This is a genomic window from Chryseobacterium sp. GW823-FHT05E08 (assembly GCF_058795655.1).
This window is the reverse complement of sequence record NZ_JBXAHY010000003.1, coordinates 95288-115085: the sequence shown is the minus strand read 5'-3', so window position 1 is coordinate 115085 and position 19798 is coordinate 95288. Positions and strand designations below refer to the sequence as shown.

20 protein-coding genes are annotated in these 19798 nt (G+C 32.7%); 13 read left to right on the top strand and 7 right to left on the bottom strand.

Features of this window, described 5'->3' with window-relative positions; all coding sequences use genetic code 11:
• Positions 1-145: 145 nt before the first annotated feature.
• The 4 genes from AC1Q7L_RS10950 to AC1Q7L_RS10935 all read right to left on the bottom strand — a co-directional run bounded on the left by AC1Q7L_RS10950 (position 146) and on the right by AC1Q7L_RS10935 (position 4612).
• Positions 146-1132: a hypothetical protein gene (locus AC1Q7L_RS10950; protein ID WP_492305996.1), complete on the bottom strand. Its 987-nt coding sequence runs from the start codon at positions 1130-1132 to the stop codon at positions 146-148.
• A complete protein-coding gene (locus tag AC1Q7L_RS10945; protein WP_492305995.1) occupies positions 1129-2613 on the bottom strand; it encodes an ATP-binding protein in 1485 nt (494 codons plus the stop codon). Before AC1Q7L_RS10945 ends, AC1Q7L_RS10950 begins: the two co-directional genes overlap by 4 nt.
• Positions 2614-2750: 137 nt before the next feature.
• Complete coding sequence (locus tag AC1Q7L_RS10940) at positions 2751-3164, bottom strand: hypothetical protein (protein WP_492305994.1); 414 nt, start codon at positions 3162-3164, stop codon at positions 2751-2753.
• 68 nt (positions 3165-3232) lie between these two features.
• On the bottom strand, positions 3233-4612 hold the full coding sequence (locus tag AC1Q7L_RS10935; RefSeq protein WP_492306489.1) for an RtcB family protein: 1380 nt from the start codon (positions 4610-4612) through the stop codon (positions 3233-3235).
• A gap of 99 nt (positions 4613-4711) precedes the next feature.
• Here AC1Q7L_RS10935 and AC1Q7L_RS10930 point away from each other — a divergent pair, with 99 nt between their 5' ends.
• From AC1Q7L_RS10930 to AC1Q7L_RS10915, 4 genes are all read left to right on the top strand, one after another.
• Positions 4712-5044, top strand: a complete 333-nt coding sequence (locus AC1Q7L_RS10930; RefSeq protein ID WP_492305993.1) for a HopJ type III effector protein — start codon at positions 4712-4714, stop codon at positions 5042-5044.
• A 1-nt stretch (position 5045) separates the two neighbouring features.
• Positions 5046-5351 carry a hypothetical protein gene (locus AC1Q7L_RS10925; protein ID WP_492305992.1) on the top strand — a complete coding sequence of 102 codons (306 nt, stop codon included), beginning with the start codon at positions 5046-5048 and terminating at the stop codon, positions 5349-5351.
• Positions 5352-5360: 9 nt separating this feature from the next.
• Entirely contained in the window at positions 5361-6374 is a 1014-nt protein-coding gene (locus AC1Q7L_RS10920) for a helix-turn-helix transcriptional regulator (RefSeq protein ID WP_492305991.1), read from the top strand.
• A gap of 67 nt (positions 6375-6441) precedes the next feature.
• Positions 6442-6579, top strand: a complete 138-nt coding sequence (locus tag AC1Q7L_RS10915) for a hypothetical protein (RefSeq protein WP_170857336.1) — start codon at positions 6442-6444, stop codon at positions 6577-6579.
• A 50-nt stretch (positions 6580-6629) separates the two neighbouring features.
• On the opposite strand, the gene AC1Q7L_RS10910 is transcribed toward AC1Q7L_RS10915, so the two are convergent.
• Together AC1Q7L_RS10910 and AC1Q7L_RS10905 are read right to left on the bottom strand one after the other, a co-directional pair.
• Positions 6630-7814 (bottom strand): DUF1501 domain-containing protein, encoded by a 1185-nt coding sequence (locus AC1Q7L_RS10910; protein ID WP_492305990.1) that lies wholly within the window; start codon positions 7812-7814, stop codon positions 6630-6632.
• 91 nt (positions 7815-7905) lie between these two features.
• Positions 7906-9285 (bottom strand): DUF1800 domain-containing protein, encoded by a 1380-nt coding sequence (locus AC1Q7L_RS10905; protein ID WP_492305989.1) that lies wholly within the window; start codon positions 9283-9285, stop codon positions 7906-7908.
• 234 nt (positions 9286-9519) lie between these two features.
• Between AC1Q7L_RS10905 and AC1Q7L_RS10900 the strand changes: the two genes are divergently transcribed.
• The 9 genes from AC1Q7L_RS10900 (at position 9520) to AC1Q7L_RS10860 (ending at position 18504) form a co-directional block, all read left to right on the top strand.
• Positions 9520-10083 carry a hypothetical protein gene (locus AC1Q7L_RS10900; RefSeq protein ID WP_492305988.1) on the top strand — a complete coding sequence of 188 codons (564 nt, stop codon included), beginning with the start codon at positions 9520-9522 and terminating at the stop codon, positions 10081-10083.
• Positions 10084-10199: 116 nt separating this feature from the next.
• Entirely contained in the window at positions 10200-11249 is a 1050-nt protein-coding gene (locus AC1Q7L_RS10895) for a glucokinase (RefSeq protein WP_066750912.1), read from the top strand.
• Between the two features lie 147 nt (positions 11250-11396).
• Entirely contained in the window at positions 11397-11963 is a 567-nt protein-coding gene (locus AC1Q7L_RS10890; protein WP_066750911.1) for a YceI family protein, read from the top strand.
• Positions 11964-12041: 78 nt separating this feature from the next.
• Positions 12042-12668, top strand: coding sequence for a YceI family protein (locus AC1Q7L_RS10885; protein WP_410693838.1), 627 nt, complete (start codon positions 12042-12044; stop codon positions 12666-12668).
• Between the two features lie 283 nt (positions 12669-12951).
• Positions 12952-13668, top strand: a complete 717-nt coding sequence (locus tag AC1Q7L_RS10880; protein WP_492305987.1) for a hypothetical protein — start codon at positions 12952-12954, stop codon at positions 13666-13668.
• Between the two features lie 269 nt (positions 13669-13937).
• Positions 13938-14711, top strand: a complete 774-nt coding sequence (locus AC1Q7L_RS10875) for a phage tail-like protein (RefSeq protein ID WP_492305986.1) — start codon at positions 13938-13940, stop codon at positions 14709-14711.
• A gap of 64 nt (positions 14712-14775) precedes the next feature.
• The gene (locus AC1Q7L_RS10870) at positions 14776-15420 is read left to right on the top strand and encodes an alpha/beta hydrolase (RefSeq protein WP_410693836.1); all 645 of its coding nucleotides are present in this window, start codon (positions 14776-14778) and stop codon (positions 15418-15420) included.
• Between the two features lie 107 nt (positions 15421-15527).
• Positions 15528-16871: an ammonium transporter gene (locus AC1Q7L_RS10865; protein WP_066750906.1), complete on the top strand. Its 1344-nt coding sequence runs from the start codon at positions 15528-15530 to the stop codon at positions 16869-16871.
• A gap of 211 nt (positions 16872-17082) precedes the next feature.
• Positions 17083-18504 (top strand): L-serine ammonia-lyase, encoded by a 1422-nt coding sequence (locus tag AC1Q7L_RS10860; RefSeq protein ID WP_492305985.1) that lies wholly within the window; start codon positions 17083-17085, stop codon positions 18502-18504.
• A 186-nt stretch (positions 18505-18690) separates the two neighbouring features.
• Here the strand turns inward: AC1Q7L_RS10860 and AC1Q7L_RS10855 are convergent, their stop codons facing one another.
• The gene (locus AC1Q7L_RS10855) at positions 18691-19536 is read right to left on the bottom strand and encodes a prephenate dehydrogenase (RefSeq protein WP_492305984.1); all 846 of its coding nucleotides are present in this window, start codon (positions 19534-19536) and stop codon (positions 18691-18693) included.
• Between the last annotated feature and the right edge of the window lie 262 nt (positions 19537-19798).

The window sequence follows — 19798 nt, the reverse complement described above, 5'->3', positions numbered from 1 at the left end:
AGTCTGATCTGCGAGAGATAAAAATCAAATAAAAGGCTTTGGATATGCAAATCCGCGCTATCGGGTACGCACCAGTGGGGGGTGTTTATTTCTTGAAACAAAAAGCTCCGAAGTCGGGAGACTTCGGAGAGCAGGAGCCTATCTATTATGTATTCGTTATATGAAATGATTTAATATGTTCTGAAATATCTTGATAAAACTTTGCTAATGGTCTTTTCAATATATCTTTTTTGTCTGAATAGTTTCCTAGCATAATTGTCTCAATTAGGTCTTTTTTATCTTTAGGATGATTATCTAAAATGTTTGAAAGTGAATCAAGATATATTTTATTAAACTTCATCTCTTTGTAAATTAATTCTTCAATAATATCCTTGTATTCATTGTATCTTAAATTTAAAGAAAATCTTTCAATAAAACTTTTCAATATCTTTTTATTTGGGTGATCAATCTCGATCACTAGCTTATTTCTATCTTGAGATGTAATGTAATCAGCAACATTTCCTTTTGAAAGAATGAATTTAAAATCCTGAAATAATGTTTCCGATTCTACATAAAAATCAAAATCAATAAATTGGTCTTTTTTTGCTTTGTTGCAAGATGAACAAATTGGAATTAAATTATAAAACGAAACACATAGAAATGGATATTTACTTTTTGGAAAATAGTGGTCTAATTCAAAAAAAGCTTTTTGACTTTTTAGATCTCCTTTCTTCTTTAGTTTATAATTTCTTATGTAATATTCATTAACAATATGGGTGGTTTGTGTATGACAATAAGCACAACAATTTATTTGTAGCTGTTTTATGCTCTTTATAAAATATTCTTCTCTAACCTTATTATAATGTAATGCTGTAACTATTTTGATATAAAAATTTTTGTCATTTGTGGGTAGAAGATAACGAGAAAACTCTGCTTTCATTTGCTTCGGCTTTAAAAGAATTATATCTTCCAAATTATTTAAGATATTTTCTACATATTCTTTTTTAGTTACATACTCTGTGTCGGCTATATCTAAATGATTAATTATATCGTTAAGTTTTGTTTCAATAATAACTTTAAAACTATTCAAAAATTCTAATTTATAGCTTTCTGCTATTTTTTCAATTTCTTTACTAATAAATAGTTGTTTCATACGCCGTATTTTTCATTTAGTCTTTGTATCTCTTTTTCTAATTCTTTGATTTTAGAATTTTTACTATTGACCCCAAATTTTTCATTAAATAAGCTTCTAAATGATTCACGTATTAACGAATCACCAATCATATTAATGAAATCTATAGCATTATCTTCTTTCCATTCATTGTTCATTATCTCTGTAGATTTCAAAAAATTACTTAATGAGATATATTTATTTTTTGAAAATTCACCTATAAAATCATTTAAGAAAAAAGAATGCTTTAATAAATCATAAATATTTTCGGAAAAAGTATTAATCCCTTCGTATTTTTGAGGCGTTGATTTCTCAGATTCTTTGTCGATGTCTAAAAATAAAATATTTTGTTTAGGTATATCTGATAAAATGAACGGAGAGTGTGTTACAAAGATAAAATTCAAATTTTTAATACCATTTGTGCTTAGTTGTAAATTATCAATACTTTCTAATAAGTAATTAATATATTTTCGTTGAAATTCAGGATGAAAATACAATTCAATCTCTTCAAAAATAATGTTTAAGTTTGTATACTTCTTTCTCTTATCATCATTTTTTACCGAATCTATGTTATTTAGATGATATAAAACTGTGCTAGTGGAGTGAATCAATTGTTTTTCCCCCGAACTTAAACTCCCAATTTCTATTTCAGTTTTGTCAATTAGGTTGCTTAAAATTATTTCCGAATCATAGATAGGCGGTGGTAATAAAGTTATTAATAAATTATTTGTGTCTGTTTCTTTATTCAAAAGAATTGATAATTGATTTATATCTATAATTACTTCATTTTCTTCAACATATTCCCCCCAAATTTTATCATAATATTTGATAAAATTAATTGTTTGATTAAGCTTATAAAAAATATGACTTTCATCCATTTTTTCAATAAATCTCAAAATATCTATTGTGTAATTTTCATCTTTTGAAATTAAAAAATCATTAAATGATGGATATTTATTACAAATACTTATCACCTTATAGATTATATAAAGATCTAGCTTATATTGATTAGGTATTTCAATTTCGGAAATCTCAAAATACTTTTTAATTTCGGAAAGAATTTCTAAAGGATTTGAAATTACACGATTTTGCTTTTTAAAAAGAATACTTGTTAAAACATTGTTTGATAAATCTGAAATGAAATTTCGTTTATCTTCCTCATTATCTTCAGTATATCGTTTCCCTTCTGGAGGAGTATCATCGCTCATTAAACTAAAATCTTTTGCACATTTTTTTGTTAATTTTATCTTAATTGCTCTTAGATTATCGCCCATATTTCTAAATGAGAAGGACTCATCTTTTGAATTTTTTAAAATATTTGCAAGTGTCCTTTGCTGTAATAGATAGTTTTCATTGTTGATGTCAATTACACCTTCCCATCCTTCGTTTTCTCTTTTAGGATTAAGTACTATAGGTATTTGGTATGCATCATTTTTATGAAATAAACCTTCAACAAATTCCATCGTTCTTGAATTATAAGCATAATGTGAATAATTTATTATTTCAGAATAGAAAAAATCTGAAAGTTCAAAATCTGCGGAGCAATCAATAAAAAAATTATCTTTTTCTATACGAAATTCGTATAGGCTTTTTAAAATTTTTAAATTATATCTGATATTTTCAATCTCAAAAAAAATTCACATTCAAAATTTTTGTCAAATTGTAACTGACAATCTACAAGTTCTGCATCTGTTGAAATTTTATTATCCTTCTTCAAAAAAAAAGATAATTGATTAACCATCATGATAAATAATTCAATCAAAGCGCTTTTGCCGCTTCCATTTTTTCCTACAATCGCAGAAATATTTATTTTTAAATTACCCTTATCATATAAATTTTTAGGAGTAGAGTCATTTTTATTTTCAATTTTGATCACATTCTTTGTTGGATCATTATCAATGTAATAAAATTCATAATTATTATAAAATTTATAAATCTGGTTAGGAATTAAATTTTTATAAAATCTCTCATCGCAATTTATAAGTGGTCTTATAGCAAGTAATTTAAAACTCATGGTTTTTGTTTTTCCCAAATATATGATTTCTATACAAAAAAAGATTACGGCAACCCGTAATCTTCTCATTATTTTCTAAACTTTTTCTTCCTCTTCCAAGGCGCATTCTTCTGAACATCCCCAGCCATAATACATCCGTAAGGCATCACTTCATCCAAAACTTCGCAAAGTCCGTATTCTTCAATCTGAGCTCTCACGTTTTTGGCGCTTTTATAAGCAGTCGGAAGTTCAGAAATATCAATTTCATTAGAGAAAAAACGGATATCTAATCCTTTGGTTTCTTCTTCAAAAACTTCTTCAATGGTTTTATGAGCCAATGATTTTTTATGTTGCGTTCTGCTGAAATTTCTTCCTGCTCCGTGTGGTGCAAAACCTAAATTTCTCTCATTTGTTTTTCCCTGAACGATCAAAACGGGTTCTGACATATTCAACGGAATCAATCTTGGTCCCGTAATATCCGGCATAAATTTATCATCAAGCGGAGTTGCTCCTTTTGCATGATAAAACAAATCTCCATCCTTGAAAACAAAATTATGTTCGTTCCAATATCTATCTTGTTTTTCGATTCCTAATTTATTTAAAGTAGCATCATGAATAGATGTATGGTTTTCTTTTGTCCATGTTCTTATTAATTGCAAGGCTTCCCAATATGATTTTCCTTCTTCAGTTTCATAAGGAATCCAGGCGTTTTCTCTTAACGTTTCAGGAGAAATTTCCAGTCTGAATCTATTTGCAACCTTCATTCCTTTATCATACAAAGCTGCTCCCGGAGCTCTCGATCCGTGGTGAGTCACCAACATTGTATTTCCTGTGTTTTTTGAAATTCCGACGAATAAGAAATGGTTTCCATCCCCCTGAGTTCCCATATGTGAACGGGAGATACTGATTAATTTTTCATCATTCAAAAAGTAATTTTCTCTAAAAGCATCCATCAATTCTTGTGACATTTCCATTTGTTCTCCTCTTGGTCTTCCTCCAGGTCCGAAATGTGTTATTGAATGCGCTGCATCCAAAACTTTTTTAGGATCTGCCTTTCCAAAATCTGTCAACATTACTGAACAACAGATATCTGCGCTATGAAATCCTGGGTGAATCGCATTTTTCGCCACCACAACTCCGCCAACTGGAATCTGACCTTCCGGACCTGTCGGACAGGCATCCGGCATGATTGCTCCAGTAATTAAAGTTGGCGTTTTCATCAAAACTTTCATGGTATTGATTACTTTTTCCACGTTATCATTTTCACTTTCGTGTTCTGCTCTGATATTAATGACGAAATCTTTTGCCGTTTCATGAAGCGGAATCAAGTCCGGTTGTTTGAATTGTTCCAAATAGGCTGTGATTTGATTTTCATCTAAATTATTTTCGTTGATATGTGCAATGGCTTCTTTAAACCATTTCGCTGATCTATATCCTAATTCTATTAAATTGTTTCCATTAAATTCCATGTGTTCTCTCATTTTGTTTATGCAAAGTAATAACACAAGTGTGCAATCTTTTTGCGTAGATAAAAATATTTTAATTATTTTTGATAAAATTTAAAAAAAATGTTGCTAGAACAATTAAAGACTTCTCCTGAAACGATACAATTTAAAGAGGTAATCTCATATATTGATGAAAATTACGATTTCACGCCAACAAAATTCATCAACGGAAATACCGTAAATGAAGCAAATCAGAATAATGGTTCTTGCAAAGTTTTCAGTTTTGCAAAGCTGAATAATTTATCAAAAGAAGAAGTTTTAAACCTTTTCGGAGAATTTTACAGAGAAGATGTATTGAAAAATCCTGAGGGAACAGATCATCAAAACATCAGAAACTTCATAGAATTTGGCTGGGACGGGATTTCTTTTGAAGGTGAAGCTTTGAAAACAAAATAAAATGAAGGAATTCCAATGGACTATAATTTTTAGTTTTGTCACACCAATATTACTTTTATTAGTAGTTTTTATGATGGGTGGTGGTCACGGAACTTATATTCCAACAATTATTTTATTTCCTTTTGGAATGATTGGAACAGTTTTTCAAAAATCACTTACAGTTCCATTTGTTGTTTTAGGATTATTCCAATTTCCTATTTACGGGTATTTATTAGATATATTAAAAAATAGCAAATACAAATATTTGATTTTAATTTCTCATATTCTATTTGTAATTATAGTTTTCATCTTTACAAATTTTAAATAATAAACTCAGATGTCATCCAACAAAAATGCTCTTATCCGCTACAAAACGCTAGATAAATGTCTTAAAAACAAATACAAGCAATACACTTTAGAAGATTTAATTGATGAATGTTCCGAGGCCTTGTTTGAATTTGAAGGCAAAGAATCTTTCGTAAGCAAACGAACTGTACAGCTCGATTTGCAAAATATGCGAAGTGAAAAATTTGGCTATGAAGCTCCGATCGAGGTTTACGAAAGAAAATATTATCGTTACAGCGACCCAGATTACAGCATTCATAATATTTCTGTGAACGAAAGTGATTTGAAAGCGATGAATAATGCAGTGCAGATTTTAAAGCAATTCAAAGATTTTTCAATGTTCAAAGAGATGAATGGAGTGATTCAAAAACTGGAAGATTCTATTCATGCAACCAATCAAAAATCAATAATTCATTTAGATAAAAATGAGCAGTTGAAAGGGTTGGAGCATATTGATGTTTTATATGAAGGTATTTTAAACAAAAAGGTTTTAAATATTCTGTATAAAAGTTTTAACGCAAAAGAATCGAGTAATTTTGTTGTGCATCCACAATTATTAAAGGAATTTAATAACCGTTGGTTTTTAATCTGTCTTCATAAAGGAAAAATGTACAATCTCGCTTTAGATAGAATGGAAAGCATTGAAACCGATGAAAAGATTAAATTTATTGACCAGGATCTGGATGGCGACGAATATTTTAAAGATATCGTAGGAGTAACCGTTTCACCAACGATGGAACCGAGGAATGTTGTCTTTTTTGTTGATTCTTCCAATGCGCCGTATGTAAAAACAAAGCCGTTGCATAAAAGTCAGGAGATTGTAAGTGAAAGTGAAGACGGCACTATTTTTAAGATCTGTGTGCAAATAAACAACGAGCTAGAAAGACTTTTACTGGGATTTGGAAATTGTCTGATTGTGCATAAACCCAGAAAATTACGTTTAAGAATGGAAGAAAAATTTAAATCAGGAAGCCAGAATTATGAAAATTTGATTGTTCCTGATTAAAGTTCAAATTTCCAGTGAATATGTTGTGGCTTAGAAATTGTATTAATCAAATTCTAAAATAAATAGTATGAAATCAAGAATATTAAAAACTGTACTTGCTATTGTAGCACCTTTGGTAATTGAATTTATCGTCAAGAAAATATCAGAAAAACTGGATAAAAAACCACAGGGAACTGAACCAAAACAGCTTCCTGCTTCAAATTAAAAGTAATTAAAAATTATAGAAAGAGACTGTTTTTGAAACGGTCTCTTTTTTTAAACAAAATCATAAACTCCATTTTTCCAGCCTAGAACTTTAGAAGAATCTGCTTTTAGCCAGTTTTTAAGAATGGTAGCGTATACTTTTCTGAAATCTTCGGTATAAATTAAATCACCTTCATTCAAATTCTGTAAATCGGGTAGTGCGTTCAGAAGTCCTTTCTTTTTCAATCCACCACTGATAAAAAACATTTGATTGGCTGTTCCATGATCCGTTCCATTGCTGGCGTTTTGCGCAACGCGACGACCAAATTCTGAGAATGTCATCAACAAAATATCATTGAATAAACCATTACTTTTCATATCGGCAACGAAAGATTTTACAGCTTCATTGATGTCATCAAAAAGCTTTTGCTGTCTTTCATTTTGATTAACATGCGTATCAAAACTTCCCACAGAAAGATAATAAACCTGCGTATTAATATCAGATTTAATCAGAGATGAAACGGTTTTAAAGTCTTTTCCTAACTGTGAATTTGGGTAGGTTTGATCCGTTTTTTTTGCTTTGCTTTTATCAAAAATATAACCTGCATTATTGATGGTTGAACCCAGTGTTTGATATAAATAAGACACCGTTTCATCTTCATGATGATGATCATAAAGCGACTTAAAATATTTCTCCTGACTCGTTTGATACAACCTTTTAGGATCTTTAAAAGCAAAAGCTTTATTATTTTCACCTTTTAAGGCTAAACTTAGCATATCATCAACTTCCAAAGCTTGTGTCGGATGGTCACATTTGTAACATTCTTCATCCAGAAAACGTCCAAGCCAACCTGTTTCCAAGAATTCATCACTTTTACTTGCTGACTGCCAGATATCCATACTTCGGAAGTGTGATTTATCAGGATCGGGATAACCGACATTATTCATAACAGAGAGCTCTCCATTATCGAATAATTCTTTAAAATATGACAAAGACGGGTTGATTCCTGCTTCATCATTTAGCTGTAAAAAATTTTGTATCGCTATTTTGCTTCTTTCTTTAAAATAAATATCATTTTTTGTAGGAATGATCGTGTTTAAACCATCATTTCCACCTGTAAATTGAAGAACAATTAAGATCTTCTGATTACGTTCCAAAGCATTATCCAGCGTCATTGATTTCAGGAAATTAGGAACCATTAAGGAAGCCGTTGCTAATGAGCTTATTTTTAAAAATTCTCTTCTTTTAATTAGCATAAAGTTAGGTTTTAGGGATTAGGATTTAGGGCTTAGTTTTTAGAGGTTGTTGGAGCCTAATTGCTAAGCCCTAAATCCTAATTCCTTATATTTACATTAACTGATATTCCGGTGTTGACATCAGGTTGATTACATTCATTTTCACGGTGTTGTCTGAGAAACTTTTTACAGAATCCATACTCAAAGTGTTTGAATTTTGAATTAAATAATCCTCACAATTTTTATTGTCGAAAGCTTTTTCAACACGAGCCCAATCGATGGTAATATTCGGATTTTTAAAGCTTTTGTTTAAGGCTGTTTCTCGTGATTTCATTCCCATATCAATATCATCATCTTGGCGCGGACTGTACTCTAAAGGCCTTAAACCCGACCAAATTTGAGGAATCTGAAGTCTCAGCATTAAAGTTGAACTGTCGATCCATGATTTTCCGTTTGGCCATCCCGAAACGTTGGGAGGATAGAGCAACATTTGACCTAATAATTTTTGATAAACGATGAGGTTTTCAGGATTTTGAATATGCATTGGTAACGTTCTCATCATTCCGACCATTAATTCTATGGGAGATTTTATTCTGTTTCCGATATTTTTTTTGTCATAAAACCATGAGCTTGAAAAAATATCATTCATCAATTTTTTGATGTCATAATTGGAACTGTAAAAACTGTCGCTTAACTTATTAACAATACTTTCATCCACATTTTCATTGACAAAGAATTTATAAATTTTAGCAGTAATAAATTTTGCGGTTGCTTTTTGTTCCAAAATAATATTTAAAGCATCTGTTCCTGTGAAATTTCCTGTTTTTCCGAGGAAAGTTTTTGTGGCTTCGTCGTGAAGTTTTTTTCTTTCTGCAAAATTTCCTTCTTTATCATAACCCCAGCCTGTAAAAGCTCTGGCGCCTTCCCGGATGTCTTTTTCGGTGTAATTTCCGCGTCCCATAGTGAATAGTTCCATCACTTCACGGGCAAAGTTTTCGTTGGGATGATCTTTTTTATTTTGTTGATTATTAAGGAAGTTCAGCATTGCCGGAGCCTGGCTTACTTCAAATAAAAGGTCTTTGAAATTTCCCAAAGAATTTTTTCTTATGATATTTAATAATTGTCTGTTGAATTTTGGGTTTTGAACTCTCGATGCAAAATGTCCGTGCCAGAAGAAAGCCATTTTTTCCCTCATCTGTTCGTTGCTGTTGATCATTTTGTTGAGAAAATTCAGGTTCAGTTCGTTGTTTTGCTCTCTGTTGATCCTTTGGATTTTCTTTTTCTTTTCTGCGGGGGACTTGTCGGTCATGTAGTCGATGGTCTCTACATCAGGCGTATCGTAAGTAACTTCCACAAAATTTTCTTCTTTAAATAAATCTTTAAGTAAAGTTTTGATGTCTTTATTTTTCAGATCTTCAAACTGGTTGATTCCCGCTCCGAAACCGGCACGCCAAAGAAGATGTTTGTTATTTAATAAGGATGAAAGCATCATAAGACAATTTATTTTTTGATGGTGGAAAACCAAAAAGGTTAAAATTATAACGGTTAAGAATTATTAATATTGTTATTTTTAATCTCAAGTTAAACATGTATTTAATTTTTGGTTGATTTAATTAATTGATATTCATTATTTTGCGATTTTTATTAATGTTAAAGTGAGAAAAGCAGGCTTCCTTGGCACGATTTTTACATCCTTCAGATTAGTAAAATTTAAAAAATCAGAGTTATGAAAATGTTTAAACAGGCCATCTTACTAGGCGGAATTTTAACGGTTGGTATAGTAAGTGCTCAAAGCTCACAAATGAATAATATGATCAAGGTAGGAGCGAATGCTGGTTTAGCTGTTCCCGCAGATAATGTTTCTGCTTCTGCTGGTGTAGACGTAGCTTATCAAAACTTGATTACTCCTGGATTTGGATTAGGTATCGCAACAGGTTATACCCATTATTTTGGTAAGGATAACAACGGTATCAATAATAATGATGTGGGCGTAATTCCTGTAGGTGCTTTGATCAGAATTTATCCAAAACAGACCGGATTTTATTTCGGAACAGATTTAGGTTACGGTTTCTTAGTGGGTGATGAAAAAGTGGCTTCCAACAGTACGGTTGACAGACCGGATGGAGGTTTTTACATCAAACCTGAGATCGGATACCACAACAGAGACTGGAATTTCTTTGTACAGTATCAGAAAGTATTTGTAGGAGACAAAGGCGATTTGCCAAACCAAGACTACAATGTGGGGAACATTGGAGTAGGGTTTTCTTACAATATTCCATTAGGGAAGTAGTTAGATTTAAATATAAACAATTATTAACCAAAACCTTTTCGTTTTTTTGAAAAGGTTTTTTCTTTCCCTATAGTATTTACCAAAACAATTATTATATTTGATAAAATTTGCTGATTATGATTTTGAACCCAAAATTTCCACTTTATTTACCAGGCGTAAAGAACAGTAATAATGATAATGTTTCTATCATTGGGGCAAACCTTCGTGAAGACACTACAACCTTGGGGTATTTTGTTTCCGGTAACGGAGGTCTTGAGGTGAAAATCCAGAGCGATTACCCAACGAAAGAATATACTTCTTTTTCGGATATCTTGAAGAAATTTATTCAGGATAATGAGTTGGGAAATGTAAAACGTTTAGGAATGGCTGTCCCGGGACCCGTTCTTAATGGGAAGAGTAGTCCTGCAAGATTAGGCTGGAACTTAGATCAGGAAGAGATCACAAGAGATTTCGGATTCGAGAAAGTAGATATGCTTAATGACTTGGAGGCTTCTGCCTACGGAATGGGACTTCTTGAAGATTCTGATATGGATGATATCTACACAAGCGGTCATCTTGAAAATGGTAACGTAGCGATCCTTGCTCCAGGAAACGGATTAGGTGAAGCAGGATATTTCTTTGACGGGAAATATTTAAGACCATTTGCAACAGAAGGAGGTCACTCAGAATTTTCTCCAAGAACCAATGTTGAAGTTGAGTTCTATCAATTCTTAAATAATATTTATGGAATTGTAAGTTGGGAAAATGTGCTTTCTAAAACAGGATTATTTAATATCTATAGATTCTTAAGAGACGTAAAAAGACACCCTGAACCGGAATGGTTATCAGAACGTCTTGCCAACGGAAACTTTGTTGAGGTGATCTACAAAGCGGCTGTTGAAGACGATGTTTTGATCTGTAAGATAGCTTTAGATACCTTCCTTGAGTTTTTAGCAAGAGAAGCAAACAACTTGACGCTGAAATTAAAAGCTACAGGAGGATTATTGATTGCTGGAGATATTCCGCAGATGATCAGTAAATATATGGATAAAGACAAATTCTACGAGAAATTTAGAATAAGTGATAAAATGGAGGATATGCTGAGAAACATTCCGATCTATCTGATCAAACAAAATCAGACAGGATTAAATGGTGCAGCGCTCTATACTGCTTATTACCAAGAATAAAAACAAGCTCCGAAGAAATTCGGAGTTTTTTTATGGCTGATATTATTCATAAAAATTATTGTTTTTATTGATATACATCAATGAAATCTATCATATAAGTTGGCTACATTTGCATCATTAACAAACAAGGTAAATAACTTATTCAAAATGAAAAAAATATTTTTATTAGCAGTTTTAGCTGGTGGTTTAGCTTTCGGGCAGTCAAAAAAAGTAGTAGCATCTGATGTTCACTGGTGGGGTTACAAAGTTGCTAAATCTGAGGCTAGCTCTCATGATGGTACTGTAAAAGTAAAATCTGGAGATATGGTAATGAAAGGAAACCAATTAGTAGGTGGTTCTTTCACTTTAGACATGACCTCTATCTCTTCAACCGATTTAACTGGAGAGTATCAAGGAAAATTAAACGGTCACCTTAAGAATGGAGATTTCTTCGAAGTTGAAAAATTCCCTACAGCTAGTTTCAAAATTACTTCTGTAAAGAAAAATAACGATAAGATCTATAGCTCTTTGGTTACAGGAAATCTTACCGTGAAAGGAAAAACAAATGAAGTTTCTTTCCCTGCAAAAATTTCTTACAGCAAAGGAGTTGTAAGTTTAGTGTCTAATAAATTCTCTTTCGACAGACAGAAATTCGACATTTCTTACAAGTCTACAATGCAGGATGTTTTTGTGAAAGATGAAATAGATATGCTTGTAAAAGTGACTGCTAAATAATTTAATCAAAAAAAGATTGTTAAAAGTGTAGAAGTTCTACACTTTTTTTTATTTTTGTTGAATTGTAAATAAAAAAGAATGAAAAGATTACTATTGTTTGCGATGATGTGTGCGAGCATATCATTTGTTTTTGCTCAAAGGAAATTTGATAAGGTATCAAAGGTCACTTCGTCTGAGGTCAGATGGTGGGGGTATAAAGTTGTAAAAACTGAGGCTTCATCGCATTCCGGAACGGTAAAATTAAAAAGTGGAAAATTCAACTTTGATAAAACGGTCTTGGTAGACGGAGAATTTGTGATAGATATGAGAAGTTTAATGGCTGGTGATGTTTCAGATGAAGACATGATCAAGTTGACAAATGATCTTAAAAGCACAAATTTTTTCGAGGTTAAAAAATTCCCGATCGCGAAATTTCATTTAACTAAGATTATTCCTCTGGCAAACAGTCAGTACAATTCAACAGTTTACGGTGATGTTACGATAAAAGGAGTTAGAAAAACAATTACTTTCCCTGCAAACGTATACGTTACTCAGTTTACGGTAGTGGTAGAATCTGCTAAGTTCTCATTGAACAGAAGAGATTTCAAAGTATTCTATCAGTCTTCATTGAAAGATTATTTCATTAAAGACGAAATGGATATCCAGTTTAAAGTTTCTACAGAGAAATTAGATAACGACAACAGAGTTCCTGTAAAAAAGAAATAAGACATACAGTTTTATAGATAAATGAATGAGTGATTTTTTAATCGCTCATTTTTTTTGTTTTAAATTGAATTTTAAAGATGCTTTTAAAGGATTGATATTTTTCATTGTTTCGGTTTTAATTATTGTTGTTTTTCATTAAAATTTAATTTGTTTTGAGTTTTCACTGCTGGTAATTAATTATAATTCATTCCGGTTTGATTTATTTAATGTTTTTTATACATTTGAAATTACTTACTACTTATGAAGGTGTATCATGTTTTAATTAAAAACAAAATACACTGTTATGAAAAAATTGATTATTATTTTCGCTTTTGCCTCTTTTTTAGGATTGCGGTCTCAGGTCGGAATAAATACAACAACACCTACGGCAACACTTGATATTAATGGTAATTTAAAAGTTAGAGAAACTCCTCAGGTTTTATCTTTGCCCGGTTATCAGATTATGGCTGTAAATCAGGGAAGTTTTGAAGTTGCGCAAGTGGAGCCACAGATGATAGTAGAAGCTGCAGCGGCAATGGCTAACAAAAATACTTCTGTTTACTCTGCTGCAAAAAACGGAGGGATCACCTTGCTTGGATTGTCTTTATTTTCAAATTGGAAACAGATTAATTTCACACTATCCGATAAAGGAGTAGGAATTTCCACTTTATTTTCTGAAACAGATTATTCGTATGTCGTACCCTCTTCAGGTGTGTATGCTGTGAGTTTTTATTTTCGCTATGGAAGTGGTTTACAAGCTTCTCTATTGACAGGGAATCCTGGAATTGGAATTATTAAAAATTCTGGCGGAATATTTTCAACGCTGGATATTCGGCAGTTTAGTGGTGGTAGTCTTGGTCTTGTAGCACTCACAGTATCTGAATCTGCAATAAATTCCATCTATAGCTTGCAGGCCGGCGATAAGCTTTATTTTGGGCTTGCAGGGACAAGTGTTTTGAATGCCAGTATTTTGGGTTCTACCAGTAATACTTCTTTTCATGTTTATAAGGTTTCGGACTAATTATAATAATTTTTTATTTTTTTTGTATTCGTTGAGTTTTGTTTTTAACTGGATTTGATTTTAAATAATTCTTTACAGGGTTAATATTTTGTATTTATTTTAATTTTTAAATTAATTTATTTTTATTCATGTATTTGTTTTTGTTTAATAATAATTAATTATTGTTGAGTTTTATTTTAATTATTTGAAATATTTTTCACATATTTGTATCTACTTATTACTTTGAAGGTGTATAATGTTTTATAGTAAATAAAAACAAAATACACATTATGCGAAAAAAAATTATTATTATCATTCTTGCGTCTTTTGTAAGAGTGAATGGTCAGGTCGGAATCAATACGACCAACCCTCAGGGTGTTTTGGATATCGTTTCTACCACATCAGGTGTTATTCTTCCTAGGCTAGCAAATCCCGGAACTATTTTGGCTCCTGTTGAAGGAATGGTGGCTTATGATACTACCAATAAAAGTTTACGTTTTTTTGACGGGTTGAGTTGGAGTAGTCTTATAGTGACGAAACTAACGAAGCCGAATGAAGGTGTCGTAAAAATTAATGCCGGAGGACTCGGTGCGGGAACAAAGCCTAGTTGGTCTAATGTTTCAGCTAATTCAACTCGACAGGTTATTTATTCCCTGCCTTTGGTATATGCTAGTGCACCTACAACGAGCTGGCCGGAAAATTCTTTGATTTCTGATGCTAAAATTTTTGTCGGAAATCAATTCCTTGAAAATGGAGTATTGGGGCAAGTTCATCAATGGCGTATTATAGTGAATTACACCAAAGATGCTAATATTTTAAGCCAGGATATAAGATTTATATTAAGAAATCCTTTATCTGGTTTTAGATCTGAAATAAGTGGTGTTATTCCGTCAGGTAAAACAAGTGGAATTTTGGTGTACAGTTTTACGACTATTGCTGATGGTGCAAGCTTGCCGGCTCCTATTGGTACCGGTGGCGGTTACATTTTAGAATGGGTAGCTTCAGATGATATTACGACCATTTCTATTGATAGCGTTACGCGCATTTCCTCCCATAAAGATTAATCAAAAAATATAAATGATATGGATAAAAGCATCTTTTTTGATGCTTTTTTTTTATTTTAGTAATATGAAAATTTATGTAGTAAGTGGCCTTGGTGCAGATTTTAAAGTGCTTGAAAGAATACAATTTCCCGAGCATTGCGAAATTGTTTTTATTGATTGGTTGATTCCTGAAAAAAATGAATCTCTTCCTCTTTATGTTGAAAGAATGGCTGAAAAGATTGATGTTTCAGAGCCTTTTTGTCTTTTAGGATATTCATTTGGAGGAATTATTGTTCAGGAAATCAATAAAATAAAACCGGCCGAAAAAGTAGTTATTTTAGGAAGTATTAAGTCTGATAGAGAAAAATCAAAATTCATAAGAACGGGTGAGGTTACAAAGATTCCAAGAGTTCTTCCATTAAGTCTTTTTAATGACAGGGCTGCGAATGTATATTCTGTGGTCAGAAAATTATTTGATCCTAAAAATCCAAAAATCCTGCAATATTTCAAAGTCCGCGACCCTTATTATTTAAAATGGTCAGTAGAAAAAGTTTCTGAGTGGAAATTTGAAGAAAATCCAAATGTTATTCAAATATTAGGAGATCGAGATCTTGTTTTTCCTGTTAAAAATTCAAAACCAAATTATATTATTAAAGGCGGAACACATTTATTTCCTGCGACGAAATATAAAGAAGTTTCAAAAGTGTTGAATGAGGTGTTTTTACTTTAAAAATTATGTTTACTTAAATTTAATATAAAATTTATAGGGGTTCTGTGTTTTAATTTATGTTTTTATGAAATTAATTCTTACTTTTGAAGGGGTTAAATTAAAATTTCATGAAAGTAGGGTTAAAATGGATTGTCTCATTTACCACAATTGCTCTTATTGCAATAGGCGGTTTATTTTGGAGTCCAATCGTTGATTTTCCAAATAACGGAGAGTTTTTAGGCGAAGATAAAATCGTTGGTGCCGATGTGGCCTGGATTTTGGCTGCTGCAGGTCTTGTTTTGCTTATGACTCCTGGTTTATCATTTTTCTACGGCGGAATGGTCGGTAAGAAAAATGTAATTTCTACAATGCTTCAAAGTTTTATTGCGTTGGGTGTAATTTCCATTCTTTGGGTGGTGGTTGGCTTTTCTTTATCTTTTGGGGATTCTTTAGGTTTTGAGATTAATGGGGTACATTATGGTATCATTGGAAATCCGTTAAGCTATCCTTTTTTCAGTCGTGTAGGAGTTTTACCTCATAAAATGATGGCTTCTACGATACCATTTGTACTTTTTGCTTTGTTTCAGATGAAGTTTGCGGTAATAACTCCTGCTTTAATCACTGGATCATTTGCAGAAAGAGTGCGTTTTATTTCTTATTTACTATTCATGGTGCTTTTCAGTATTTTCATCTATGCACCGCTTTGTCATATGGTTTGGCATCCGGAAGGACTTTTAAATAAATATTTTGGAGTTAAAGATTTCGCAGGCGGAACAGTCGTTCACATGAGTGCGGGGTTTGCAGCGTTGGCCGGAGCAATCGTTTTAGGAAACAGGAAAAATCCGCATCATGAGCCTTCAAATATTCCTTTTGTCCTTTTGGGAACCGGAATGCTTTGGTTCGGATGGTTCGGTTTTAATGCAGGTTCTGCTTTGGCTGCCAATGCAACGGCTGCAACCGCTTTTGGAACAACAACAATCGCTTCTGCATCAGCAATGATGACCTGGATATTTTTTGACAGAATCAATGGACGAAGTGTTTCAGCTTTGGGAGCCTGTATCGGCGCGGTTGTTGGACTTGTCGCAATTACTCCCGGATGTGGCTTTGTCTCTATCGCAGAAAGTCTTTTCATAGGTTTTATTTCGGCTATAGTTTCTAATGTAATGTTAAATTGGAAAGCTTTAAAAAAGATCGACGACACATTGGATGTCTTCGCCTGTCATGGAGTAGGGGGGATTATGGGAATGATTTTAACAGCAATATTTGCACATGGAGAAAATGCGAGCCTTCTTCACGGTGGTTTTGAAGTTTTTGCACATCACATGATGGCGTTGGTTTTGGTCTCAATATTTGCATTTTTTGGATCGTTACTATTATATAAAATCACGGACAGTATTATTACGTTGAGGGTTTCGGAAGAAGCTGAGGATATGGGACTTGACCTTTCTCAACACGAAGAAAGTATTTGCTGATAAGGTGAAAGGTGAATTGTCAATTAGTTTTGCTGTCAATTTTCTAAAATTCACTTGCGAAGCAAAATTCACTATTCACTATTGATATTTTAAATCATATTGCGTTCATATAGTTTTAATTTGAAAGCCGGAGTTGAATTTTCATCTCCGGCTTTTGCTTTTCGATTTATGGTGTATCTTTGTATGTAGGAAAAAATGATGAATCATTTATATGGAATCAATATCGGTTTTTGAGATTATTAAAGTAGGAATAGGTCCGTCAAGTTCGCATACGATGGGACCTTGGAATGCGGCGTCTGCATTTATCAGGATTATTAAGAGGGAAAGATCAATTGCTGAGGTGAAGGAAGTTTTTCTTGAATTTTTCGGTTCATTAGCTAAAACGGGAATCGGTCACGGAACCGATATTGCCGGAATGCTTGGTTTGAATGGTGAAGATTTTAAGACAATCAATACATCAAAAATTGATGAGAAAATAGAGGAAATAAAAAATACTCAAATCCTAAATCTGGGTGGTGAAAAAGAAATCCCTTTTATTTACGGGCATCATTTGGTTTTAAATATGCAAAAATCTCTTGATTTTCATCCAAACGGAATGATTTTCAAAGCTATTTTTGAAGATGGAACCGAACTTGTTCAGGATTTTTATTCTGTTGGAGGAGGTTTTATCGCAAGTCAGGAGAAAAACTCGATAGAAAAGCAGTGTGTGCGTACTTTGTATCCTTGTCATAAGGCTGCAGATATTGTAAAATACTGTGAGAAATTGGGCTTTAGCAAAATGTCAGATTTAATTTTAATTAATGAAGAAAGCTGGAGAACCCAAGACGAAACAAGAGCCGAAGCACTTTACATCTGGAAACAGATTAAAGAATGTATTTATAAAGGCGTAAACAAAGAAGGAATTCTTCCCGGTGGACTGAATGTTACCAGACGAGCTGCCGGAATCAACAGAAAATTATTAGGCGAAGATAAGATCTATAAAAATAAGGATGAATGGTTTCAAATGGTTATAGATGCCGAAGAAAACTTCACCAATATCAATAAATGGATTGCGTGTTTTGCATTGGCTGTAAATGAAGAAAATGCAGCTTTTGGAAGAATTATTACAGCTCCTACCAACGGAGCGAGTGGGGTGATTCCTGCTGTATTAATGTATTCTCAGGCTTTTACACCATTCAACAGTGAAGACGATATTGCAAGATTTTTACTCGTTGCGGGAGAAATCGGAACATTATTCAAAAAGAATGCAACAATTTCCGCAGCAATGGGCGGCTGTCAGGCTGAAGTCGGAGTTTCATCAGCAATGGCTGCAGCAGGATTAACGGAGATTCTTGGTGGAAGCGTTGGTCAGGTTTTAATGGCTGCTGAAATTGCGATGGAGCATCATTTAGGATTAACTTGTGATCCGATCAAAGGCTTAGTTCAGATTCCTTGTATTGAAAGAAATACGATGGGCGCTATAAAAGCAATCACTGCTGCTAATATCGCTCTTGAGAGTGATCCTACAAAAGCGAAAGTAAGCTTAGATCAGGTTGTTCAAACGATGTGGGAAACTGCATTATCAATGAATGACAGATTTAAAGAAACTTCGGAAGGAGGTTTGGCAATTGCGGTCAACGTCCCTGAGTGTTAAATTTTCTATTGAAATATCAGATATAATTACAAATAAAAATCCTTAAATCACACGATTTAAGGATTTTTTTAATTTATTTTAAACTCGCGTGAGTTTTAGAGATTTTAGTATTAAATTTTAATTTTTAGCCGAAGTTTCCAGTCTTGAATTTTTGTTTCTTTTGTTTCAAGACAAAAGAAAAATAACCTATTTATCAAGTATTCCCCTTATTTTATTCGCATTAGAAATCAATTCTCCTAAATACTCGTAATTCTCTTTTTCCAAGGCGACTTTGAACTTTCTTAACTGAGAAATATGCTCATTCAAAACATCTAAAACATTTTCTTTGTTTTGTTTAAAGATCGGAACCCACATTTCAGGATGAGATTTTGCCAAACGAACCGTGCTCGAAAAACCGGAACTCGCCAATTGGAAAATAGTTTCTTCTTCACGTTCCTTTTCTAAAACGGTATTCGCTAGAGCATAAGACGTGATGTGTGAAATATGCGAAATATAAGCAGTATGAACATCGTGAGCTTCTGCATTCATATAAATCAAATGCATATCAAGACTTTCAACAATTTTTTCAACTAAATGTAAAGCGTCTTCTGCAGATTCTTCTTTATTGCAGATAACTCCTGCTTTTCCTGAAAAACTCTCTGAAACAGCCGATTTCGGACCATTGTTTTCCGTTCCCCACATCGGGTGAAAAGCTACAAATCTTGAACGTTTTGGGTGGTCTTTTACGGCAGCAACAATTCCAGCTTTGGTAGAGCCTGCATCCATTACCGTTTGGTTTTCTGAAATAAGCTCTAAAATGCTAGGCAAAATTTTCCTTGCAGAATCTACAGGAATAGCAAGAATAATAAGATCGGAATTTTTTATTCCGTACTCAAGGTCAACTTTAGCATCGATTATTTTTAAATCTAATGCTTGGTTAAGATGTTCATTATTATTGTCGATTCCGTAAATGAAATCTGCAATTCCTTTTTCTCTTAATTTTAAAGCAATCGACCCTCCAATGAGACCTACCCCTATAATACTTATTTTCATCTTTTTAAATTTTAAAATAAAAAACCCCGTCCGAGGACGAGGTTTATGTTATGTTTACAAGAATCCCTATCCCAAATTTGAGGTTAAAATTCTATAATAATATGTTCTTTTGTTTATAATCACAGAGCGAAGGTATAAAATATTTCTTAAAATGTAAATATGATTTTAATTAATAATTACAGATTTGTTAAAAATATGGACTAAAATAAAAATCCCTGGGGTTAACCAGGGATAAAAACTAATAACCATGAAAACTCAAATT